This is a genomic window from Halolamina pelagica, assembly GCF_900115675.1.
GTDB lineage: Archaea > Halobacteriota > Halobacteria > Halobacteriales > Haloferacaceae > Halolamina > Halolamina pelagica.
This window is the reverse complement of the sequence record NZ_FOXI01000001.1, coordinates 453,588-476,509: the sequence shown is the minus strand read 5'-3', so window position 1 is coordinate 476,509 and position 22,922 is coordinate 453,588. Positions and strand designations below refer to the sequence as shown.

General features: G+C 66.6%; 21 protein-coding genes, 1 tRNA gene and 1 pseudogene. 14 read left to right on the top strand and 9 right to left on the bottom strand.

Features of this window, described 5'->3' with window-relative positions; translation table 11 throughout:
• The first annotated feature begins 69 nt into the window (after positions 1-69).
• Positions 70-1,230: a DnaJ domain-containing protein gene (locus tag BMZ83_RS02415; RefSeq protein WP_074875221.1), complete on the top strand. Its 1,161-nt coding sequence runs from the start codon at positions 70-72 to the stop codon at positions 1,228-1,230.
• A 1-nt stretch (position 1,231) separates the two neighbouring features.
• Here BMZ83_RS02415 and BMZ83_RS02410 read toward each other — a convergent pair whose 3' ends face one another.
• Complete coding sequence (locus BMZ83_RS02410) at positions 1,232-1,867, bottom strand: uracil-DNA glycosylase family protein (protein ID WP_074875219.1); 636 nt, start codon at positions 1,865-1,867, stop codon at positions 1,232-1,234.
• Positions 1,868-1,960: 93 nt separating this feature from the next.
• Here BMZ83_RS02410 and BMZ83_RS02405 point away from each other — a divergent pair, with 93 nt between their 5' ends.
• Positions 1,961-2,464 (top strand): DUF5797 family protein, encoded by a 504-nt coding sequence (locus tag BMZ83_RS02405; RefSeq protein WP_074875217.1) that lies wholly within the window; start codon positions 1,961-1,963, stop codon positions 2,462-2,464.
• Between the two features lie 32 nt (positions 2,465-2,496).
• On the opposite strand, the gene BMZ83_RS02400 is transcribed toward BMZ83_RS02405, so the two are convergent.
• Positions 2,497-3,801, bottom strand: a complete 1,305-nt coding sequence (locus BMZ83_RS02400; protein WP_074875369.1) for an MFS transporter — start codon at positions 3,799-3,801, stop codon at positions 2,497-2,499.
• A 250-nt stretch (positions 3,802-4,051) separates the two neighbouring features.
• Here BMZ83_RS02400 and BMZ83_RS02395 point away from each other — a divergent pair, with 250 nt between their 5' ends.
• On the top strand, positions 4,052-5,665 hold the full coding sequence (locus tag BMZ83_RS02395; RefSeq protein WP_074875215.1) for a BCCT family transporter: 1,614 nt from the start codon (positions 4,052-4,054) through the stop codon (positions 5,663-5,665).
• A gap of 45 nt (positions 5,666-5,710) precedes the next feature.
• Here the strand turns inward: BMZ83_RS02395 and BMZ83_RS02390 are convergent, their stop codons facing one another.
• The gene (locus BMZ83_RS02390; RefSeq protein ID WP_074875213.1) at positions 5,711-6,511 is read right to left on the bottom strand and encodes an HD domain-containing protein; all 801 of its coding nucleotides are present in this window, start codon (positions 6,509-6,511) and stop codon (positions 5,711-5,713) included.
• A 36-nt stretch (positions 6,512-6,547) separates the two neighbouring features.
• Positions 6,548-7,033: a redoxin domain-containing protein gene (locus tag BMZ83_RS02385; protein WP_074875367.1), complete on the bottom strand. Its 486-nt coding sequence runs from the start codon at positions 7,031-7,033 to the stop codon at positions 6,548-6,550.
• A gap of 106 nt (positions 7,034-7,139) precedes the next feature.
• On the opposite strand from BMZ83_RS02385, the gene BMZ83_RS02380 reads away from it, so the two are divergent.
• Positions 7,140-7,421 carry a Sec-independent protein translocase subunit TatA/TatB gene (locus BMZ83_RS02380; RefSeq protein WP_074875211.1) on the top strand — a complete coding sequence of 94 codons (282 nt, stop codon included), beginning with the start codon at positions 7,140-7,142 and terminating at the stop codon, positions 7,419-7,421.
• A gap of 45 nt (positions 7,422-7,466) precedes the next feature.
• Positions 7,467-7,539: transfer RNA gene (locus BMZ83_RS02375), tRNA-Arg, on the top strand.
• 835 nt (positions 7,540-8,374) lie between these two features.
• On the opposite strand, the gene BMZ83_RS02370 is transcribed toward BMZ83_RS02375, so the two are convergent.
• Both BMZ83_RS02370 and BMZ83_RS02360 read right to left on the bottom strand, forming a co-directional pair.
• Positions 8,375-9,856: a PAS domain-containing sensor histidine kinase gene (locus tag BMZ83_RS02370; protein WP_079990081.1), complete on the bottom strand. Its 1,482-nt coding sequence runs from the start codon at positions 9,854-9,856 to the stop codon at positions 8,375-8,377.
• 211 nt (positions 9,857-10,067) lie between these two features.
• Positions 10,068-10,658, bottom strand: coding sequence for an AsnC family transcriptional regulator (locus BMZ83_RS02360; RefSeq protein ID WP_074875209.1), 591 nt, complete (start codon positions 10,656-10,658; stop codon positions 10,068-10,070).
• 107 nt (positions 10,659-10,765) lie between these two features.
• Between BMZ83_RS02360 and BMZ83_RS02355 the strand changes: the two genes are divergently transcribed.
• From BMZ83_RS02355 to BMZ83_RS02315, 9 genes are all read left to right on the top strand, one after another.
• Positions 10,766-14,473, top strand: a complete 3,708-nt coding sequence (locus tag BMZ83_RS02355; protein ID WP_074875207.1) for an ATPase, T2SS/T4P/T4SS family — start codon at positions 10,766-10,768, stop codon at positions 14,471-14,473.
• Positions 14,474-16,495, top strand: coding sequence for a type II secretion system F family protein (locus BMZ83_RS02350; protein WP_074875205.1), 2,022 nt, complete (start codon positions 14,474-14,476; stop codon positions 16,493-16,495).
• Positions 16,492-16,992 carry a DUF7287 family protein gene (locus tag BMZ83_RS02345; RefSeq protein ID WP_079990080.1) on the top strand — a complete coding sequence of 167 codons (501 nt, stop codon included), beginning with the start codon at positions 16,492-16,494 and terminating at the stop codon, positions 16,990-16,992. The genes BMZ83_RS02350 and BMZ83_RS02345 overlap by 4 nt, the downstream gene beginning before the upstream one ends.
• Positions 16,993-17,042: 50 nt before the next feature.
• Positions 17,043-17,597: a DUF7288 family protein gene (locus tag BMZ83_RS02340; protein ID WP_174955711.1), complete on the top strand. Its 555-nt coding sequence runs from the start codon at positions 17,043-17,045 to the stop codon at positions 17,595-17,597.
• Positions 17,585-18,529, top strand: coding sequence for a DUF7261 family protein (locus BMZ83_RS02335; protein ID WP_074875200.1), 945 nt, complete (start codon positions 17,585-17,587; stop codon positions 18,527-18,529). Before BMZ83_RS02340 ends, BMZ83_RS02335 begins: the two co-directional genes overlap by 13 nt.
• The gene (locus BMZ83_RS02330) at positions 18,522-19,055 is read left to right on the top strand and encodes a DUF7266 family protein (protein WP_074875198.1); all 534 of its coding nucleotides are present in this window, start codon (positions 18,522-18,524) and stop codon (positions 19,053-19,055) included. The genes BMZ83_RS02335 and BMZ83_RS02330 overlap by 8 nt, the downstream gene beginning before the upstream one ends.
• 82 nt (positions 19,056-19,137) lie before the next feature.
• Positions 19,138-20,640, top strand: a complete 1,503-nt coding sequence (locus BMZ83_RS02325) for a DUF7289 family protein (RefSeq protein ID WP_079990079.1) — start codon at positions 19,138-19,140, stop codon at positions 20,638-20,640.
• 126 nt (positions 20,641-20,766) lie between these two features.
• A complete protein-coding gene (locus BMZ83_RS02320) occupies positions 20,767-21,357 on the top strand; it encodes a helix-turn-helix domain-containing protein (protein ID WP_074875194.1) in 591 nt (196 codons plus the stop codon).
• Between the two features lie 35 nt (positions 21,358-21,392).
• A complete protein-coding gene (locus tag BMZ83_RS02315) occupies positions 21,393-21,920 on the top strand; it encodes a phosphopantetheine adenylyltransferase (RefSeq protein WP_074875192.1) in 528 nt (175 codons plus the stop codon).
• Here the strand turns inward: BMZ83_RS02315 and BMZ83_RS02310 are convergent, their stop codons facing one another.
• The 3 genes and pseudogenes from BMZ83_RS02310 to BMZ83_RS02300 form a co-directional block, all read right to left on the bottom strand.
• Positions 21,921-22,229: a cyclin gene (locus BMZ83_RS02310; RefSeq protein WP_074875190.1), complete on the bottom strand. Its 309-nt coding sequence runs from the start codon at positions 22,227-22,229 to the stop codon at positions 21,921-21,923.
• A gap of 38 nt (positions 22,230-22,267) precedes the next feature.
• On the bottom strand, positions 22,268-22,666 hold the full coding sequence (locus BMZ83_RS02305; protein WP_074875188.1) for an acyl-CoA thioesterase: 399 nt from the start codon (positions 22,664-22,666) through the stop codon (positions 22,268-22,270).
• Between the two features lie 55 nt (positions 22,667-22,721).
• Positions 22,722-22,904 (bottom strand): annotated as a pseudogene (locus BMZ83_RS02300) (HVO_2922 family protein); the annotation flags it as partial.
• Positions 22,905-22,922: the final 18 nt, after the last annotated feature.

Sequence of the window (22,922 nt, the reverse complement as noted above, 5' to 3'; positions counted from 1 at the left end):
GTCACCCACCTGCGAGACGGGTGGCCGTCGGGCGGTAGATTCAAACACGGACTGGGTGTAACGGAAACCATGCCGGCGGACCTCTACGACGTTCTCGGCGCGCCCGACGACGCCCCCGCCGAGGAGATCAAACGCGCCTACCGGGAGCGCGTCCGGGAGTACCACCCCGACGTGAACGACCACCCTGACGGCGACGCCCAGTTCAAACTGATCCGAACCGCACACGACGTGCTCTCGAACCCGGCCGAGCGCAAGACCTACGACCGGCTGGGCCACCGCGAGTACGTCGAGCGGAACCTCGACGACCTCCCGCCCGTATCCGTGTTCCCCGACGAGGACCTGCCCGACGGCGTGTCGGCGAACGACACCGGGGCGGGCACCGAGTCGTCGACGGCCAGTGCGACAGCGGGGACGACCTCGACGACCGGCACGTCGGCTTCCAGCACGAGCACGACCACCGGCCGGTCCACTGGGTCCGGATCCGACACGCGTACTGGGACGGACACGCGTACCGACCGCTCCTCGAACGGGCGCGGCTACGGGAGCACGGAAACGAACGGGACCAGGGGGAGCGGTGACTCGTCAGCCGATGCGTCGACGGCCGGTGGGGGCAGTGCGACGACGGCCGACGCCGCCAGCCAGACGGCCGACCGGAACTCGTCGAGCGCCGGATCGGACGCCAGCAGCTGGGACGCGGCGACGAGTTCCGCACAGTCCGCAACGTCCTCGTCCTCGTCGGTCCCGGCGGGCGTCCGCCGGCGGCGAGGGCTGAAACGGTGGTACGGCGTCGTTGCGCTCTCCCTGCTCGTCTACCTCGGTGGGCTCGTCGTCTACGCGCTGCCGCGCCAGGCGGCCCTCCGCGGCGCCGTCGCCGACGCAATGACGGCGCCCGCGTCGACGCTCCTCGGCCCGTTCCCGCTCGCGTCGCCCACGGCGTACCTACTCACGGCAGCGCGGACCTTGCAAGCGGGGACGCCGACGCTCGGGGCCGTACTGCTCGCGGGAACGATCCTCCTCCCGCTGGTCGTGCTGACCACCGTCGGGCGGTTCGGCCGCGGCGCCGCGTGGACCTACGCGATCCCCTCGCTGGGGCCCGCGGTCACGTTGGCGGTCTGGCCCGTCGTCGCCGTGCCGACGTGGGCGGCGCTTTTGGGGCTGATCGTGCTGCCGGTGCTGAGCGGCGGCGGGTTCCTCGTCGACGTGGGGCGGTACCTCCGGGCGACGCGGTGAGCTACCGGACGTGGTAGGACTCGCCGCCCGGGAGGAACCGGCCGAGGTCGCTCTCGCGCCGGTAATCCGTCGACTGTAGCGTTCGCAGTGCCTCGACCAGTTCCTCGTCGTCACCGTCCGCCCAGTCGGCCGGATCCTTGATCGGGAGCACCAGCCACCCGCTGCCGAGGAGTTCCGTGCCGTGGAGTCGGTCCATCTCCGCCTCGGTCCGGTAGGCCTGTGCGGTGTAGGTCTCGAGGACGTGCCGCGTCGCGCGCTCGCCGACGGGCAGGAGCACGTGGGCGGCGATGGCCCGGAGTTCGGCGTCGAAGTAGCGCTCCATCTCCGCGTACTCGCCGTCGGTCGGGGTGTCGTCGCCCTCGGGGACGCACATGTGGAGGTACGAGAGGAACGTCCCCTCGACCTCGGGCTCGTCGTCGACGCGCTGGAGCAGGCCGCCGTTCAGGAGCGCGTCCTGCAGTCGCTCCGCGGCCGCCGACCCCGTGAACGGGACGCCGGTGTCGGCGCCGCCGTGGACGCCGGGGTGGTCGCCGACGACGTGGAAGTCCGCGTTGGCGTCGCCGTAGCCGGGGACGAAACGATCGCAGGGCGGCTCCATGCCGAAGGGGTTCGACACCCGGTCGGTGACGTTTCGCACGTCGTCCCGTAGCGGGTTGGGAGGCTTAGCTACCGTGGTTCCGGCCCGCCGGGACCGGAATAGCCATACGGCCCGACGCCCCAGCCTCGGCCGATGAGTCTCAGCGACGAGGCCAGATCACGCCTCGCCGACATCGTCACCCTCCAGCCGACGAAGAACAAGGAGCTACAGGACCGCTGGGGGATGGAGTCGGGGAGCGAGGTCCACCAGTATCTCGAAAACGAGTTGGGCGACTACTACTACCGCGACGACGACAGCCTGATCCGGGCGACCGAGGAGGGCGTCGACCTGGTCGACGTCGAGCCGAGTGTGCCGCCCGAGGAGGCCGGCGGGGTACCTGAACGCATCCGGGTTCACGAACTCCACGCGCAGATCCTCGACGTACTCGCGGGGCCCGAGGAGCGATCCGAGAGCGTCGTGAGCGTGCTCCAGAAGCTCCGTGCGTCGTTCGACGTCGACCCGGACGTCGAGTCGGTCCGGGACGCGCTGGGGAGCCTCCGCCGGAAGAACGTCGTGGAGGTCGAGTACCGGACGGTCCCGACGTTCCGGCTCGCCGTGGAGCGCTCGGCGGTCGACGTCGAGACGATCGAGAACTGATCGGGCCGGCACCGCTCGGCCGGCCCCGGCAGCTACCCGTCCGGAACGGGATCGACGGCGTCGGGATCGCGGGACAGCGTGTGCGTGAGCCAGAACAGGCCCGTGGCGAAGATCACGAACGCCGACGCGGTGAGGAAGGCCTCGACGGTCCCGACGAAGTCCTTGATCAGCCCGACCCCGACCGGGCCGGCGGTCTGGCCGATCTTCCAGGAGATCGAGCGAAGCGACATCGCGCTGGCGACGGAGTCGTACTTCTCCCCCTCCTCGACGAACAGCGCCATGCTCGCCGGCAGGCGGATCGAGTCGCCGACCCCCAGTACCGCGTAGGCGAGAAAGAGCACGAGGAAGCCGCCGCCCAACTCCTGTCCGTGCCCGAAGTACCCGAGGTAGAACCGCCCAACCACCTCCTCCGCTGGCAGTGATAGCGGGATGAGCGCGATCCCGAGGCCGTACACCAGCGCGCCGACGGCGACGAACTTCGCGCGGTCGCCGATCCGGTCGGTGAGGTCGCCGACGTACCCCTGCAACAGGGATTTGGTGATCTTCCCGCCGGCGAGGATCCAGCCGATCGCGAAGGCGTTGATCCCGAACTCCGTGCGCGCGAGGATGGGGAGGAAGATGATGACCGCCATCTTCCCAACCGAGAACGACAGTCGGAACAGCACGAGCGAGCGCAGCATCGGGAGCTTGAGCAGTTTCTTGATCGTCCCGAATCCGGACTGGGCCTCCGGGTCGTCGACGCCGCCGCCGGGGTCGTCACGCAGGTTGGTGTAAACGAGTACGAACGCGACCAGCGTCACCAGCGCGAGGATCGCGTACACGACCCGTGACTGCAGGGGGTCGTACATCGAGAGCAGGAGCCCGCCGACGATGTCGCCCGCCAGCGAGGAGAACGCCGCGACCTGGTTGTACGAGCCGAGCCAGCGGCCGCTCTCGTCGTCGGGCGAGATCTGCCCTACGACGGTCGAGCCGGTGATCCAGAGGATGCTGGCGCCGATCCCCTGCAGCATCCGGACGAAGATCACGTCGACGGAGCTGGAGACCAGCATGTAGCCCACGAACACCAGCACGTTGATCAGCAGGCCACCGAGCAGCCAGCGCTTGGCGTTCCCGGTGTCGATCTTCCGACCCAGCGGGAGCACGATCAGCAGTTGGACGGTCGCGAAGGCGGTTCCCCACAGCCCCTCGATGAACCCCGTCGTACCGAAGGCGTCGGCGTAGAGGGCGAGCGCGATGATGATGGTCGAGTACGCCTGGCTCCTTGCGAACGCCGTGCCCGCGAGCGAGAGGAACTCGCGGTTCCGAAGCAGGGCGACCGAGTTTCCGAAACGGGCCACGTTTCGTCGGATCGAACACGACACCGCCTCATAAAGGAATTCATCTCTGCAGGCGTTTCCGGGACGGCTGGCGGCGACGACGTATCAGAAAGGCGAGCGAACGAGTCCGGTTCAACAGATACATCCTTCCCACTTCACTGGGAACCGGTCAGATGCACGCAATCGGCGTGAATTCGTACGATCCTGCGACGATACCGTCGGCGAACAGTGTCGAACGATCCGCTGTGGCACGGACATCGACACCGCACTCGTGAGTGTACCCTCACAACTCGCGGGCGGAGTCGAGTCGTTCCGAGAGAAATCAGACGGGACAGTCTTCTCGCTGTCGGTCGCCGCGTTGCTGGCGATCATCGTCGCCATCGTGGCGTTCTCCGACGTGGTCGCGTCGACGCTGGCGGCCGCGAACGAGTTCATCATCACGAACCTGGGGTGGCTCTACCTCTGGGTCGTGTTCCTCTCGTTCGTGTTCGTCCTGTACGTCATGGTCGGCCCGTGGGGGCGGATCAAACTCGGCGGTCCCGACGCGGAACCGGAGTTCACGTTCTGGCAGTACCTCGTGATGACGTTCACCGCGGGGCTCTCCTCGGGCGGGTTGGAGTTCTGGGGCCCCGTCGAGCCGCTGATCCACTACGACACGCGGCCGCCGTACTTCGGCGGCGAGGTCGGGACGTGGGCGCGGATGGCCGACGCGCTCCAGTACGCGATCTACCACTACGGGCTGTCGGCGTGGGCGACCTACCTCGTGTTCGCGGTCGCCATCTCCTACTTCGTCTACCGGAAGGACGCGCCGTTCCGACCGGCGGTCATCCTCGCGCCGTTCGTCGGCGTCGACGACCTCGACGGCCCGCTGGGCAAGCTCGTCGACACGCTGGCGGTCGTCGTCACCGTCAGCGGGATCACCGTCTCCTTCGGGCTCGGGATCAGCCAGTTCGTCTCCGGGCTCGCGTTCAAGTGGGGGGTCGGCCTCGGCGAGGCGGGCCGGATCGGCCTGATCCTCCTCGTCGGCATGCTGTTCCTGCTCTCGGTGATCGCCGGCATCCAGAAGGGGATCAAACGCTTCGCCGACCTCAACGTCGTGCTGTTGATCGGGCTGATGGCGGCCATGTTCGCGTTCGGGCAGGCGACGACGCTCGTCAACCTCACGACGCAGGCGTTGATCGGCTACGCCACCGACTTCGTCGGGATGAGCCTCTTCTTCGCCCCGAACGGTGCGGCGACGAGTTGGCTCGGCTCGTGGACGCTCTTCTTCTGGCCGTGGTGGCTCACGTTCGCGCCGATGATCGGGGTCTTCATGGCCCGGATCTCCAAGGGGCGGACGCTCCGCGAACTCGTCTTCGCGGGGCTGTTCGGCTCGTTCGCGCTGACGGTGCCCTGGTACGCCGCGACCGGCGGCTCCGCGCTCCTACTCCAGACGTCCGGCGCCGCCGACCTGCTCGGCGTCTACGACAGTTCGGGGCTGGAGGCCGTCGGGTTCGCGCTGTTCGAACAGCTGCTCCCCTACCCCGGCGTGTTCTCGGCCGTCCTCCTGCTGCTGGTTGTCAGTTTCCTGATCACCACGCTCGACTCGTCGACGCTCAGCATCGCGATGATGGCCGCCAACGGCGAGGAGTCGCCGTCGACGATCAACCGGCTCGTGTGGGGCGTGATGATGGTGCTACTCACCATCGCGCTCAGCCTCGCCGGCGGGATGCCCGTGCTCCAGTCGTTCACCATCCTGGTCGGGCTGCCGACCGCGATCCTCTGTCTGATCGCGATGACGGGGATGCTCGTCGAACTCGAACGCGAGTTCCCCATCCTCACGGAGAACCACTTGGAGGAGTCGAGGTGGACGACCCAGCAGTCGGGACAGGCGTCCGACGACTGAGAGGCGGTTCCGCCGACCGCGATCACTACTCGGAGCGCCCGGCGCTCAGAGTTCGATCCGTTCGACCAGTCCCGCGTCGCTCTTGGTGTTGACGGCGACGATGCGGACCGCGTCCTCGATCATCGAGTCCTCGAGCTTCGACTTGAGGAGGTTGTCGACCTGGTAGACGCCGGCGGCGTTGACCATCTCGATCTCGACCATCACCGGCGTCCCGTTGCCGGGTTGGAGGCTCACCCGGTCGATCGCCTGGCTGGAGAGGGTGTTGATCCCCCGTCCGCCCTCCTCGTAGGGGATGCGCGAGCGGCCCCGCTCCATGTCGAGCGCGTCGGAAACGCGGATGACCCCGGCTTCACGGGTCAGCGGCGTCTCCGCGGTGTGGTGACAGAGGATCGCGTGGAGCACCTCCGCCTTGATCCGGACCCGTTCGGGGATCTCGTAGAACCGGTCGAGGAACCGGTCGAGGAAGTCCGCGGCTAACGGGATCGAGTAGTAGACGTGATCGTCGCGGTGGACGACGTGGCCGACGTCGTGGAGCGTCGCCGCGAGCGCGATGATGACGGGTTCCTCGGCCTCGTCGAGCCCTTGCTCGGTGGCGCCGTTGAACGCCACGTCCCCCGCCTTCAACAGGTCGTAAAGCCGGAGCGCGCGGTTCCGGACGATCTCGATGTGCTTGCTCCCGTGGTCGTTGTACCCCTTCCGGGTGACGGCGTTGACGTTCTGGGCGTCGAGGTAGGCCTCGACTTCGGGGTGGTCGACCAGTTCGGGCAACACCTCGTTGAGTCGCTCGTCCGGGAAGGCGTGGTCCTCCGAAGGGTCGTACTTGTAGTCGCCACTCTCGCTGGCCATGGGCTACCAATGGCGAAGCGGACGGAAAAAAGGTCGTCAGTCCTCGCCAGCCGCCTCGACGGCCGCCGAGACGGCCCCGTAATCGGGTTCCGTGCCCGGATCGTCGGCCAGCCACCGGTAGGTGACGGTCCCGTTCGCGTCGACGACGAACACGGAGCGCCGGGCGACGCCGTCGATGCCGAGCTGTTCGTACTTCGTCCGGACGCCGTAGGCCCGGCAGACCGAGCCGTCGTTGTCGGCGACGAGGGGAAACGGGAGCGACTCCGCCGCGCGGAACTCGGCGAGTGCCCACGGGAGGTCGGTGCTGATTCCCAGCACGGTGGCCTCCTCGGTCGCCAGTGGGCCGAGACTGTCGCGGAACGTACAGAACTCGGTCGTGCAGGTGCCCGAGAACGCCGCCGGGAAGAACGCGAGCACCGTCGGCGTCTCGTCCAGGTACGCGTCGAGGGGGCGGGGGGTGATGCCGTCGTCGTCGGCGACGGGAGCGGTGAACGCCGGGGCGTCGGTACCGACTGCGGGCACGGTGTCGTCCATGTGGGTACGTCTGCCGGCCGCGGGAAAAAGGACTCTCCCGCGGTCCGAATTTCCAAAAGGCCTATAGTCGATTGTGGGGTATATCACCATAGAGATGTTCCAGACTGCGCCGCTTCAAGTACCGATTCCCGGGGGACCAGAGCTCGTCATCATCCTCCTCGTTCTCGTGTTGCTGTTCGGCGCGAACAAGATCCCGAAGCTGGCCCGCTCGACCGGGCAGGCGATGGGTGAGTTCCAGAAGGGCCGACAGGAGCTGAACCAGGAGCTCGAAGAGATGAAGGAGGGGCCGGAGGCGGACGACAGCACGACCTCGTCGACGGCGACCGACGACGCCGACGAGGAGGAAACGGAGACCGAGAGTTCGACGACCCAGTAGCGCGGAAGCGTGTTCTTTTGTCCCCCGACCCGGTAGCGGCCGGTAGGGCGTGTGGCCTAGCGGACAAGGCGAGGGGTTCCTAACTCCTCGAGCGTGGGTTCGAATCCCACCACGCCCGCTGCACCGCATACCGCACAGCTACCGCCGAAACCGCCGTACAGCGGCACGACAGACTTTATTTCGCACCTGAATCGAGGGTGATTCGAACCCATCTCTGGACGGGGGTCGACGCCGTCTGCGATTCACCCGAGATTCGAAGTCTTCGCACGTGAAACCGGATTCCGTCGAAGGGCGTCCGAAGGAACCACGGACGGGATGCCACTGACCGCGTTAACTCCCCCTGTGAGGTGCAGAGGACAGTTTCGGCACTTCGACACGTTCCGATGCCGAAACCATTGGGGTGAAGCTTCACCGATTCTCCATCTCGGAGCTCACTGATCCGGGTCCCGAGTTCGTCGATCGGCAAGTCGTTTGTCCGTACTTATCCGTGTCCCTACCGCACCACAGCGGGACCTCGTCCGCTAATCGGGGGGAAACGGCCGGCAGGTCGGGTAGCGACCCGACTTCCTATATACTCACCAACATTTATGGCGGTTCGAATCCGTTGTCTCATTAACATGGATCGAATCGCTCTCACCTGTTCGTGTGGCAGTGAGCTTTCGGTATATCCCGACGAACAGCAGAACGCTGTCGATACATCAGTTTCGTGTGACTGTGAGTCGTACTACCTCCTCACGGTAACGAAAATGGAAGTTGGTTCCCGGTTCTGAGATGAAGCGGACCGTTCGGTAACTCTCTCCTGGATTTACCGGAGCGACTTACCACATCGAGACGGATTTCTCACCACCGAATTGGGTGAGGAACAACTGGTGAGCGGGGTTGCGTAACGACGATCTGCATATTTATCGGGCCTGGTTAAAGACTGAACTTTTCCCGAAGCGGGTATGGATCCCTCAATAGCCGGCCTCGACGTTCGTAAACTCGAACCGTGCCCCTCCCCCGTCGGCGTCCCGAATCCGGACCTCCCACTCATGCGCATCGGAGATCTCCCGGACGATGTTCAACCCGAACCCCGTTCCACCACTGGTTGTCGAGTACCCGGGTTCGAACACGTTCTCACGGTCGGCCTCGGGGATCCCCGGGCCAGTATCAGCAACGTAGAACCCGTCCTGCAGGTCCCCGATCGTGACGGTGACACTGCTCCCACCGTGCTCCACGGCGTTTCGCATCAGATTCTCCAATAGCTGTTTCAGCCGGCCGGGATCCGCCCGAACCGTCCGTTCGGACTCCACTACGAGCACCCCGTCGTCCGTGGCCACGTTCTTCCAACACCTTCTCGCTACCCCCGCTAAATCGACCGATTCGAGCGTCTTAACCTGCTTTCCCTCGCGAGCTAACGTCAACAAGTCTTCGACCAGACACAGGCTTCGGTCAACCGCCCTGTCGGCCGCCGCCAGATGCTCAGTATCGGATCCCTCTTGTGCGAGTTCGATTCGCCCCTGCGCCACGTTCAGCGGGTTCCGAAGGTCGTGTGAGGCGACTTTCGCGAACTTTTCGAGCTGTTCGGCTTGCCGTTCGAGTTGCGTCTCGCGTGAAAGCCGCGCCAACGCGTTTTCGGTGTGAGTGATCAGCAGTTCGGCCAGTTTCCGATCGGATTCGGCGAACGCACCGGTCACTCCCGAAACGGCCTGAAAGTTACCGTAGTCCCCGATCGGAACGCTAATCAGGGATCCGTAGGGTCCTTGCGGCTTAGAATCGGGATGGGCTGGAAGGTCGTCAATGACGAACGTCTGCCCCGTTCGATAGGTCTTTCCCCCGATTCCCTCATCGACGGACATCTCGATTACCCCCTCGGGGGTGATTCCCGACGACGTGGCGACTGGATCGAGTACCCGGTCCTCCTCGATACTGATGAGACTCAAGTCGAACTCGAGGATGTCTTCGCTCGCTTCGATCGTTCGCCGATAGACTTCTTCGGCCGAATCGACCTGCGTGAGTTCGTCTGCGAACTCGTGAAGGGCAGTGAGTTGGTGTTCGTACTCCTTACGTCGGGAGATGTCCCTGCCGATGCCGGCGATACCGACCGTTTCCCCCCGCTCATCGGTCAGTCGTGCGCCGGTGAACTCGTACGGGATCCGTCTGCCGTCAGCAGTGAGGAGGTCCGACTCGACAACTCCCTCGCCGGTCCGCAGCGTCTCCTCCATCGCTTCGAGGGCCAGCTCGTCATCGGCCAGAAAATCGACAGCGTTCATCTCGGCGATTTCGTCCTCGGAATATCCCGTGACCTCAGCCGCTCGGTCGTTCCACTGGAGCAGTTCACCGTCCGGTCCGAGAACGTAGAAGACGTCGTCCAGCACATCAAGAGCGTGATCGAGGAACTCCTGTCCCCCGTGTACCGCTTGGATTCCCTCGTCAGGGTTGGCAGTATCTGTCACACGTGCTCACAACATATCATTTATTATACTCATATTTAATATCGTCGGTGAAAACTCGGGGACGGCTTCTCCTCGTAGATCCTACCTAAAACTCAAACTCTCCCGATTCGAAACAGGGAGGTCGCTCGATGCGATCGGAGTGAGCGGGCACGTCCGACCGTGAATCGACCGCCACCACGTCCGGTCACGGCCTCCAGTCGTTCACGCCCGTCTACTCCGCACCCGCCTCCATCCGTTCGTAGCGCTCCACGAACCGGGAGCGACACGAGGGGCAACAGAAGTGGTACACGTCGCCGCCGAGCCGTTCGGTTTCGCCCTCGCTGTCGACCGTGTTGCCACACTCGGCGCAGGTGAGCGCGAACTCGACGCCCCCGAGGGCGGGCGTCCACTCCATGTCGTCGACGACCGAGACCTCCCGTTCGCGAACGTCGGCGTCGCCGATCAGGTCCGCCAGCCAATCGCGGACGCCGTCGGCCTGCGCGCGACCGTAGAACAACAGCTCCCCGTCGGCCGTCACGAACAGGTGTTCCACGGCGCTCGCCGACGAGACGCGCTCGCGGAGCCCCGCCATCCCGCTGTCGACGGTGAGGCGGACGAACACCGGGACGCCGGCGCGCAACTGGGAACGGTCCACGTCGACGGTGAACCGCTTCAGGACGCCGGAGTCCTGCAGGCGCTTGACGCGGTCCGAGACTGCAGGCCCAGACAGCCCCACGTCGTCGCCGATGTCGCTGTACGGCTGACGGGCGTCCGCCGCGAGCAGTTCGATGATCCGGAGGTCCGTCTCGTCGAGATCGCGCATACCCGGGCTACGGCGACCGGAAGGAAATGGCTTCGGTGGCGGCGTCGTTCTCCGAGTTGATACTCCCAGGGGTGACTTTTTGCGTTCGGGGCTTCAGCCTGTAGTCAATGGCTACCGACGAGGGTGACTCCACTCCGAGCCCGCTTGACGGCGAGGTCCAGGAGCCGGCCGAACCCACCGACGACGGACCGGACGCCGTCGTCGGGTCGTACACGTGGGACGATTTCCTTCGGGAGCACGGGGAACCGGAGGCGGCACGGACGCTCTACCAGCGCTTCGACGAGACCCCCGGCAGCGACCGCTGGGGCGAGAAGGAGCGGACGCTCACTCGCGAGGACTGGGACCGGACCGACGTCGACCCCGGCGAGTACCTGGGGTTCCCGCCGTGGGAGATCGAGGCGCGCATCGGCGCCGCGGGAATGGTGGCACAGGACATCACCGACTACTCGGAGCTGATCGGCTACGACGAAACGCCGGTCATCAAGGACATCTACGGCTGGGAGGACTACAAGCGGGAGTACTTCTACGACGAGAACGGCGACCCGCCGACCGACGCCGAGGGCGAACCCGAGGCGTTCGACGCCGAGGCGGCGTTGGGGGTCCCGCCGGAGTCGCTCGACGCGACGATGGCCGACTGCGAGCGGGCCGGCGAAGAACTACAGGAGCTGATCGACGAGCGGACGGTGAACGTCGACGGGGAGGTCGACGAGGACGCCTTCTTCTCGGACCCGCAGGGGCGAACCACCGTCGCCAACCGCTACGACCTGGAGAAGACCGTCCCGCTCGCGAAGAAACACCACTTCGAGGAGCGGGACCGCTACTGGGTGAACAAACCATTCTCCTTCGTGGTGATCTTCCACTCCACGAAGGAGAACGAGATCAAGTACTACGTCGTCCAGCCCCACCTGACCGAGATCGAGTCCGAGCTCTCGGAGTACCTGACCGACAAGCTCCGGGCGTCGATCAAGTACGAGGACGAGGGCGGGACCGCCGGCGACGAGGACCACCGCCGATCGGTGATCGAGAACAAGACGCGGGAGCTACTCGACCGCTACGATCTCTACGAGGAACCGAACGACGACGGCGAGGGCGACGGGCTCGGTAACCGCGTCGCCGACACGTTCGGGCTCGATCCCGAGAGCGGCGTCGCCGGGCGCGTCGTCGACCTGCTGGGGTACCAGGAGCCCGTCGACGGCGTCAGACAGCTCCAGGGGATCGAGGTCCGGCCCGAGCCGGTGCTGCTCGAGGAGGACGCCGACATCCTCAACGAGTACCAGGTCGAGAAGCTGCTGTACTACCTCGAACGGGACTTCATCGGCTACGAGCGCATCGACGGCATCAAACACGACATCAACGTCGAGGACATCTCGTGTGACGGGTACAACTCGCCCGTCTTCGTCTACCACTCCGACTACGAGCAGATCATCACCAACGTCTACCACGGCGAGGACGAACTCGACGACTTCGTCGTCAAACTCGCCCAGCGCTCCGGGAAGGGGATCTCCAAACGCCGGCCACAGGTCGACGCCACGCTCCCCGACGGCTCGCGTGCCCAACTGACCCTCGGGCGGGAAGTGTCGGACCACGGGACGAACTACACGATCCGGCAGTTCAAGGACGTGCCGTTCACGCCGGTGGATCTCATCAACTGGCAGACGTTCAGCCTCGGCGAGATGGCGTTCCTCTGGCTCTGTATCGAGAACCACAAGTCGCTCATCTTCGCGGGCGGGACGGCGTCCGGGAAGACGACCTCGCTGAACGCGGTTTCGCTGTTCATCCCGTCGAACACGAAGATCGTCTCCATCGAGGACACCCGCGAGGTCGAACTGCCCCAGCGCAACTGGATCGCGTCGGTGACCCGACCCTCCTTCAGCGACGACGACAAGGGCGACGTGGACGAGTTCGACCTGCTGGAGGCCGCGCTCCGCCAGCGTCCGGACTACATCGTGATGGGCGAGATCCGTGGCGAGGAGGGACGGACGCTGTTCCAGGTCATGTCCACGGGGCACACGACGTACACGACGTTCCACGCCGACAACGTCGGCGAGGTGCTGAAGCGCTTCACCACCGAACCGATCAACGTCTCGAAGACGATGTTCACGGCGCTGGACCTGGTGTCGGTCCAGACCTCAACCCGGGTGCAGGGCCAGAAGGTGCGCCGGAACAAGTCGCTGACCGAGATCAACCACTACGACGCCGAGAACGACGAGATCAACGTCCAGGACGTCTACCAGTGGCAGGCCGAGACCGACGAGTTCCTGAAGATGGGCGACTCGAACACGCTGGACGAGATCATGTTCGATCGCGGGTGGGACCGCGAGAAGCTGGATCTGGAGATGTTCAAACGCCGGACGGTGCTGGCCTACCTGATCCACGAGGGGCTCAACACCTACACGCAGGTGGCGGCGACGTTCCAGGCGTTCATCAACGACCCCGAGACGATCCTCTCGCTGATGGCCAACGATCAGCTCGAGGCCTCCCTCGAAGACCTCCGGGAGATGGAGTCCGTGCTGATCGACATCGACCCCGAGAAGGAGGAGATGGTCCCCCGGCCCGAACCCAACGACGAGATCCTCGCCGAGACCGAGGAGATCCTCGAGCGGGCGGAGGAGGAGCTGTTCGAGCAGTACTACGGCGAGACCCCGGACGAGGTGGCCGACGCCCTGGTCGACACCCAGCCCCAGGGGAACGTCGAGGCGACTCCCGACGCCGCCGGCGAACTGCCCGCCGGGGCCGACGAAGGCGTCGACGTCGACGACGGCCCCGATCGCGACGCGATCGACGGGGGAAGCGACGAGCGAAACGCGATCGACGAGGCGGACGACGACCCGACGCCCGAACTCGAACCCGGCGACGACCAACTGCCGGACTCCGACGCCGCCGCCGCGGCGGACGACGAAGCACCCGCCGAGGGGCCGTCGGACCGTACGGAACCGGATCAGGCGCCCGACGACACGGCTTCGCAGTCCGTCGACGACAACGGCGCCGGCGGAACGTCGGACGGGGAGCCGAGTGCTGAGGGACACTCCGCGGCCGATCGGCCCGTCGACGGTGGGCCCGGTGATGCCGCCCCTGCCGACGACGGGTTCGAGGTCCACGACTCCGACGACGGGGTCGCGGATCAGACGCCCGCCGGCGACCGCCCCGACGACGAGCGGGCGAACGGCGACGTATTCGGCGACCGGACGCCCGCCGACGAGCAGTTCGACGGGGACGGACCGATCGAGGACCCGTTCGCTGCGGAGTCGCCCGCGGACAGCGGGTCCGAACCCGCGCTGGACGAACGGCCGGACGACGAACTGGCCACCGACACGCAGTCCGTGGACGCCCCGGACCCGAACGAACCGTCCGAGGACGAACCGGCCACCGACGATCCCTTCGACGAGGAACCGGCCGCCGAGGAGACGTTCGGGAACGGGTCGGCCACCGACCGGTTCGACGACGGGGAGTCACCTGGCGATCGGTCGGACGGCGAGCCGCTCGGGTGGGACGACCCCGGCGACGACGACCCGAGCCAGCCCCCCATCCAGTTCGGGGAGGAGTCCGACGACACGGACTCGGCGGACCTCGAGTCCGACGAGCCGGCGATCCAGTGGGAGGAAGACCCGTCCGACGAGCGGGACGATCCGAGCGATCTGACCTTCGGCTCCGACGACGACGAGCCGCTGTTCGAGTCGGACGACGCCGACGACCCCGACGACCTGTTCCTTGGCGTGCCCGAGGAGGACGATGACGAGGACGACGACCCCAGCGACGGCTCGGACGACGGCGTCGATATCGACTCGTGGTCACTCGACGAGGAGGGCGAAGAGTAGATGAGCCTCGAACTCGGCGAGGGCCGCGACGGCGACTCGGGTGCGCTGGCGGACGCGTTCTACCCGCTGTACGAGCTCCTGTTCAACTCGGAGGGGGACTTCGTCAGCGACGTCGAGGGGAAACTGACCGAGGCCCGGATGAACCAGGCGGTCGAACTCTACCTCTCGCGGGCGCTCGCCGTCGGCATGTTCGTCGGCGGCGCGCTCTGGCTGGTCGGGAGCCTGCTCGGGTGGGCCGTGTTCGAGTTCGGGCTGATCTCCCCCGAGGCTCTCAGTCTCGGAATCCCCGTCGGGAGCGCCGAGATGGCGGCGGCGCTGAAGGCGGCGACGGTGCCGGCGGTGATCCTGCTGTCGGGGCTCGTGTTCGGCAGCATCGGCTTCGGGATGGGGTTCGGGACGATCGTGGCGATCCCCTACTCCCGGGCCTCGACGCGCAAGCGGGAGATCAACATGCTGCTCTCGGACTCCGTCTCCTACATGTACGCGCTCTCCGTCGGGGGACTGAACCAACTCGAGATCCTCGAGTCGATGGCCGAGGCCGACGACACGTACGGCGAGGTGGCGAAGGAGTTCCAGAGCATCGTCAACGAGACGGAGTACTTCGGCACCGACTACCGGAACGCGGTGCGCAAGCAGTCGATGGAGACGCCCAGCGACGAACTCTCCCAGTTCCTCACGGACATGCTCTCGATCATCAACTCCGGGGGCGACATGGAGCAGTTCCTCTACGACAAGAAGGAGAAGCACATGCGCACCGCCAAACAGGAGCAGGAGACCACGCTGGAGACCCTGGAGCTGTTCGGCGAGATGTACATGACCCTCTCGCTGTTCCCCCTGCTGCTCATCATCATCCTCGTCGTGATGAGCATGATGGGCAGCGGCCGGGAGCAGCTGATCTACGGCACCGTCTACGCCCTGATCCCGCTGATCGGGGTGGGCTTTCTGGTGCTGATCTCGACGGTGAAGCAGGACGAGACCGGCGACGGCTACCTCTCGCCGGGGACGGGCAACGAGCGACTCGAGGCCAGCCAGGACGAGGGGCTGTTCCACCTCGGGCTGATCGAGTCGTTCACGGGGGGGTTCAGCGTCTTCAACCGCATCAAGTCCCGCGAGGGGAACTACAAGACCAAGCAGCTGCTTTCGGCGCCCCAGCTCTTCTTCCGGGACAACCCGCTGTTCACGCTGGCGCTCACGGTGCCGACGGCGCTGGCCGTGATGGGCGTGCTGTTCGTCGACGGCTCGATGCCGACGACGTGGGACGGGATGATCGCGAACCCGATCTGGGGAACGGTCGTCTGGTTCTACGTCCCCTCCTACATGACGCTCGTGCCGCTGGCGTTCTTCTACGAGTGGAACGGGATGACGCGGCGGTCGATCACCGGGAAACTCTCCGAGAACCTCCGGAAGCTCTCCTCGGCCAACGACACGGGCCAGACGCTGCTCGAGTCGATCGAGACCGTCGCCGACACGTCGACGGGGAAACTCGCCGACGAGTTCGAGGTGATGTACGCGAAGGTGAACTACGGGATGAGCCTGCGGGGGGCGATGGTCGAGTTCAACAACAAGTACCACATCCCCCGGCTGGCCCGGACGATCAAGCTGATCGCGGAGGCCCAGGAGGCGTCGAGCCAGATCACCGACGTGCTCTCGACGGCCGCGCAGTCCTCGGAGAACCAGGACGACATCGAGCGCGAGCGGAAGTCGCGGACGCGGATGCAGGTCGCGATCATCCTGATGACGTACATCACGCTGCTCGCGGTGATGGCGATCCTGAAGGTGCAGTTCCTCGACACGATGGCGGGGATGGGCGGCGGTGGGGGCGGCAGCGCCGGCGGGCTGAGCTTCGGCGCCAGCATCGACACCCAACTGCTCTCGCTGCTGTTCCTGCACGCGGTGACGCTGCAGGCGGTGCTCTCGGGGTTCATCTCGGGCTACATCCGCGACGCCCAGATCATCTCCGGCGTGAAGTTCGTCGTGATCCTGCAGACGCTGGCGCTGGCGGTCTGGGTGGTGGTAGTGTGAGCCGCCCCGTCGACGACGAACGCGGGCAGACCGTGCTCGACTACGCCATCGGCGTGGGGATCTTCCTCGTCGCGGTCACGTTCGTCGTCGCCACCATCCCGGGGATGTTCGCGCCGTTCGTCGGCGCCGGCGACGCCCAGATCGCGGACCGCGTCGCGACCTCGGTGGCGACCGAGCGGCTGGGCGCCCCCGACGAGCCGTACCTGCTCGATCGCAACTGCACGGTCGCCTTCTTCGACCAGTTGGACGGCGGGACCACGGTCCCGTCGGACTGCCGGTTCGACACGGACGCGACCACGATACAGGGGATGTTCGCCCTCGAGCCCGGACAGGCGATGCAGATCCGGATCGAGAACACGGGCGGCGGCGCCGCCGTCGTCGACGGCACGACCCTCGCGGCCGGGAGCGATCCACCGAGCGGCGTCTCGGTGACCACGGCCCGCCGGACGGTCGCCATCGACGGGACGACCTACTGGCTGGAGGTGCGTGCGTGGTGACGGGCGGCGATCGCGGGCAGGCCCACGCCCTGGAGGCGATCACGGCGGGGATGCTGCTACTCGCGAGCCTGCTGTTCGCGCTGCAGGTCACCGCCGTAACGCCGCTGACCGGGAGTACGTCGAGCCAGCACATCGAGAACCAACAGGCGAAACTCGCCGAGGGGGTGCTGGCCACGGAGGCCGAGAGCGGGACGGTCGTACCGACGCTGCTCAGTTGGAACGAGAGCGGCCACTTCTCCCGGGCCGAATCGGGAGGGTTCCACGGCGGTGGCCCCCCGACCGCGTTCGGGAACGCCCTCGACCGGACGCTGCGGGAGCGCAACATCGCGTTCAACGTGAACGTGTACTTCATCACCGACGGCGGGGAACGGAGCCGCCACCCGGTACAGCTGGTCGATCTCGGGTCGCCCTCGGATCACGCGTCGACGGCCACCCGGTCGTTCACGGTGTACGACGACGACGTGCTCCGCGAGACCAACGAGTCCACGGAGTCGACCGAACGCACGAACACGACGCTCACGGAGGCGAACTTCTTCGCCCCCGACGCGGACGAGAGCCGGGTGTACAACGTGCTGGAGGTGGAGGTGGTCGTATGGCGGATGTAGACGATCGCGGGCAGTTGCTCCTCGTGGGCGCGCTCACGCTGGCGGTGATGCTGGTCGCGCTCGCGGTGTTGCTCAACGCCGCCATCTACACCGGGAACGTGGCGACCCGCGACGCCGGCACCGGGGCTGGCGAGGCCATCGAGTACGAGAACGAGGCCACGACGATGGCGCAGTCGAGCATCGACGCCGCCGAGGGGAGCAACTACTCCGAGGTCCGGGGGAACTTCACCGACAGCGTCCAGGGGTGGAGCGAGCTCGCACACACGCACTCGGGAGCGTCGCTGGCGGCCACGAACCTGACGACTGTGGACCTGACCAACGGGAGCCGGATCGCCCAGCAGTCGGATCGGAACTTCACCGACGACAACGGGAACTCGAACTGGACCGTCGCCGGGGACAGCCACGCGCGGGCGTTCCGGATGAACGTGACGCAGGGCTCGCTGAGGACGGGTGCGACGGACGCGTTCCAGGTGACTTTCGACGACGGCACCGACGAGTGGGGGATCTACCTCTACCAGGACGGGGGGAACGTGTCGATCACCGTCGAAGACGAGACGGATACCGAGGTCGGCGACGGCTGTACGGTCGATCCCGGAACCGACGACCGAGCGATCGTCGACGTCACCGGCGGCACGCTCGCCGGACAGGAGTGCCCCGAGATGCAGTTCTTCGAGAACCTCTCGGGTGCGTACACGATCGGCTACGTTGACGCCCTCAACGGGAGCGGGAACGAACAGGTCAACGGGACCTACTCGCTGGTCGTCGATCGACAGCAGGGCAGTCTCGTGACCGGGGCCGACGAGGACGCCGGCGCCCCGACGGTCGCCCCCGCGCTGTACAGCGCCGACCTCAGCGTCACCTACCGGGCCGCAGATCTCCTCTACCAGTCGGAGTTCCGGGTCGCCCCCGGGGAGGCCGGCGACGATGACTGACGGGCCCACGACGGCGGGATCCGATCGGCCCCTGCTCGGCGACGAGCGCGCCGTCTCGACGACGCTCGCGTACACGCTCACGCTCTCGATCTCCGCGGTGCTGGTCTCGGGCCTCCTGATCGCCGGCGGGGGACTGATCGAGGACCAGCGACAAGCGATCACGGCGGACGAACTGTCCGTCTCGGGCCAGCAGCTCGCCGGCGGCCTCGAGGACGCCGACAGGCTCGCGGGCGCTGCGGAGAACGGCACCGTCGAGGTCGACGTCTGGCTCCCCGCGGACGTCGGGGCGGGCGGGGAGTACAGGCTCCGGTTGGTGAACCACCCGACACCGGCTGATCAGCCCGCTCGGGGGACCGTCGTCGTCAGCGCCGAATCCGTCGACGTGACCCGGAACGTCAGCTTCCGGACCGAGAACCCGGTCGCGAACGGGACGCTTTCGGGCGGCCCGGTGACGATCGTCGTCGCCGACGACGACGGCGACGGCGACCCGGAACTCGTTGTGTACGAGGAGGGTGAGGCACCGTGAGCGATCGTGCACGTCGTCGTGACGTTGATCTAACCGGTGTGGAGGAGTGCACCTATCACTGTGGAGGCCGTAGCGATAGATGATGGGATCGGATACCGACCGTGCCGTCTCGAGCGTCGTCGGGGTGGTGTTGCTCCTGGGCATCACCATCCTCGGTACCGGGGTCGTCGTCGGCCTCGGTTCGCAGGCCTTCGCCGACGCCGAGCGCGGGGCGACGGTGTCACAGGCGGGGCACTCGCTGACGCAGTTCGACTCCAAGGCGGCGATCGTCGCCCTGGGGGAGAGTAGCTCCCAGCGTGTCGATCTGGGGCCCTCCGGTAACGGCGAGTTCGTCACCGACGGGGACGCCGGGTGGCTCCGGATCGTCCACCAGAACGCGACCGGCTCCGGCCAGAACGAGACGATCTACAACGCCTCGCTGGGCTCGGTGAGCTACCGGAACGACGACGTGGTGATCGGCTACCAGGGCGGCGGGGTCTGGGAGCGCCGCGATAACGGCAGCGTGATGCGCTCGCCGCCGGAGTTCAACTACCGCGGCGCGACGCTGACGCTGCCGGTGATGCGAGTGACCTCCGACTCGCGGGCCTCCGGACCGACGACCGCGCTCGTCACGCGGCAGAACGACTCCCGACAGGTGTTCCCGAACGCGTCCGCGAGCGACGCCGACGAGAACTGGAGCGACGAGGGTGCGCCGTACGGCGACAACACCGCGTACGAGAACCCGGTCACCTCCGGGAACGTGACCGTCACGGTCAAGAGCCAGTTCTACCAGGCGTGGGCCGAGTACTTCCGTACCCGGACGACCGGCGAGGTCTCCGTCGACCACGACCGCAACCGCGCGAGCGTGGAACTGGTAACGGTCGCCTCGATCGGCGAGTTCACGCTCAACGACGTGATCTCCAACGACCGACTCACCGCTCGCGGGCAGGCGCCGGGCCACAGTCTCACCGACTTCAACGTCACTTTCCAGACCGAGAGCCAGGGGAGCGGCTTCAACAACTACGACGGCGGCTTCTACCTGGAGTCCGACCAGCACCAGTTCGAGTATCTCGTGCACGTGCCCTCGGGTGGGAATCCGGACCACCTCGAACTGTACATGTTCTACCGGAACACGGAAACCAACGAACAGCACGTGTGGGCGAACAAGAGCGTCGACGCTGACACCGGCCCGGTCCGGATCGAGGAGAGCAACGGCGCCTCCCGGCTCGTCGTCGACCTCACCGCGGGCGACGCGACGAACGGCTTGAACCTCACGTACCAAGACGCAAGCCCCGACGGCACGGAACTCGACTGGAACCAGCCATTCGCCACCGACATCGATTTCAACCACACGGCCGACGGTGAGCCGAGAACGTTCGTGGAGAACGACTCGGCGACGACGTACCTCCTCACCCGACACTACGTCGCGAAGTTGGGTGACGAGTTCACCGTGAACGCCCACGGTACCACCGGGGGATCCGGGGGAGGGGTCCACCTCGACCACGCCGCGTCGAAGGGGGTCCTCGACTACGACCCCGGCGCCGGCGGCACCTACATCACCTACCTCCACGTGACCGAGAACGAGATCCAAGTCGAACTGGATTGACGCCACGCAGTACGGCTTTCCCTCCGCGATCGCCCACCGCGGACTGACACCGTCCGACCACCGGCGCCGTTCTGTGCGTCGGCAAACGTTTTTGGGCGCGGAGTTCTGACCTTTGTACGAACACACATGTCTGGAAAGCCCGAAGACGACACGACCGGGGACTCCGAACTCAACTCGGCGCGGGAACGGCTCGAAGAGGGCGCCGACAAGGCCATCGGCGAGTTCGACCAGGGCGTCGTCGATCTGCTCGCGTGGCTGCTCGACACCGAGACCCGCGCGCGGATCTACGTCTACCTGCGACAGCACCCGAACAGCACCAGCGAGGAAGTCGCCGAGGGGACGGGACTCTACCCGAGTACGGTTCGCGAGGCGCTGGCGGAGCTCCACGACGAGGACACCGTCTCCCGCGGGAAACGCGAGAGCGAGGGCGCCGGCAACAACCCCTACGAGTACGAGGCCATCTCCCCCAGCGAACTCGTCTCGGGGGCGGTCGGACAGGTCCAGAGCCAGCTCAACGCGGTGTTCAACCTCGACGAGAAGCTGACCCGGGACGACGACGGCGACGAGGACGGACCCGTGACGATCTCGGTCCGAGACGCCGACGAGGGGGCCAGTGACACCGACGACTCGCGCGACGACGACGCCACCGACGCCGACGTGGATGCCGACCCCAGCGACGCCGACGGGGACGACGTGGCCGAACCCGAGACCGAATGACCGCGCTTTAACCCCCGGCGCGCGGAAGCCGGGGTATGCAGGTCGCCATCGGGGGGACGTTCGACCCCGTCCACGACGGTCACCGCAAGCTGTTCCGCCGAGCGTTCGAACTCGGCGATCTGACCGTCGGTCTCACGTCCGACGAACTCGCCCCGGAGACCCGTCACGTCGAGCGGTACGTCCGTCCCTGGGAGGACCGCAAACGGGACCTCGAGGCGGAACTGGAGCCCCTGGCCGAGGAGTACGGCCGTGAGTTCGAGATCCGCCGGCTGGACGAGCCGACCGGGATCGCGGTCGAACCCCAGTTCGACGCCCTGATCGTCTCGCCGGAGACGCGCGAGGGCGGCGAGCGGATCAACGAGATCCGGGAGCAGCGCGGCCACGACCCGCTCCGGATCGAGGTCGTCGACCACGTGCCGGCCGAGGACGGCGAGCGCATCTCCTCGACGCGGATCGTCACCGGCGAGATCGACCGCCACGGCAACCGAACGCCGGAGCGCGACGGACGCGGGAAGTTCCCGCCCGAGAGCCCGAAGTCGACCTCCGCCTGCGACTCCGAGTAGTTACCACGACGGGGGACGGAACCCGGCCGCCTCGAGCAGCGGCTTCCAGCGCTGCTGGACCGAGAGCCGGGAGACCTCCATCGCGTCGGCAACCTCGGTCTGGGCCCGCTCCTCGCCGGACAGCAGCGTCGCCGCATAGAGGGCGGCCGCCGCGACCGCCGGCTTGGACCGGTCGCTCTCGGGCACGTTGTTCAGAAACAGGTCCTCGGCGGTGGACCGCGCCTCGGCGCTCAGTCCGAGGCTGTCGGCGCCGCGGTCCATCTCCGCGAGCCACTCTTCCTCTTCGACCCGGTCACGCGCGCTGTACACGGGTGAGCGTTAGCGCGCGGCAGAATAAACCTCCGGGCTCAGAGCTCGTGGTACGCCGCGATCGCCTCGCGCCACGCGTCCGGGAGCGGCACCGACTCGCCGGCCTCCCGGTCGTACGCGACCTGGACGCTCTCGACGCTGGCCGCCAGTTCGCCCTCGGCCGTCCGGATCTCGTACTCCATCGGCAGACTGGACTCCCCGAGCCGGGGGACAGACACCGCGACGGTCACGGGGCCGTCGCCGAGTTCGATCGGCCGGTGGTAGTCGATCTCGATACGGGCGAGCACGGAGGAAACCTCGGAGAGGTCCTGATCGAGCACGTCGGCGAAGTAGTCCGCACGGGCCTGCTCGGCGTACGTTGCGTAGACGGCGTTGTTGACGTGTCCCATCGCGTCGATGTCCCGGAACCGCACGTCCAGGCTCGTCTCGTAGCTCATGGGTCGACCTGGCGGGCGAGTGAAAAAGGGACACCGATCCGGCCGGACCGACGGCTCAGTCGTGCTCCTCGATCTCGGCGCCGGCCGCGTTGTTCTTGACGCTCTCGATCCCCTGACGCGCCTTCTGCTTGCTCGCGTACCCCTCGCCGCCGTCGGCGACGATGTTGCCGTTGTCGTGGCGGAGCCGCCAGCGGTACTGCCCGGCTTCGTCCTCGAACAGCTCGAAGGTGGCTTTGGACTCGGACATCGGTTGGTG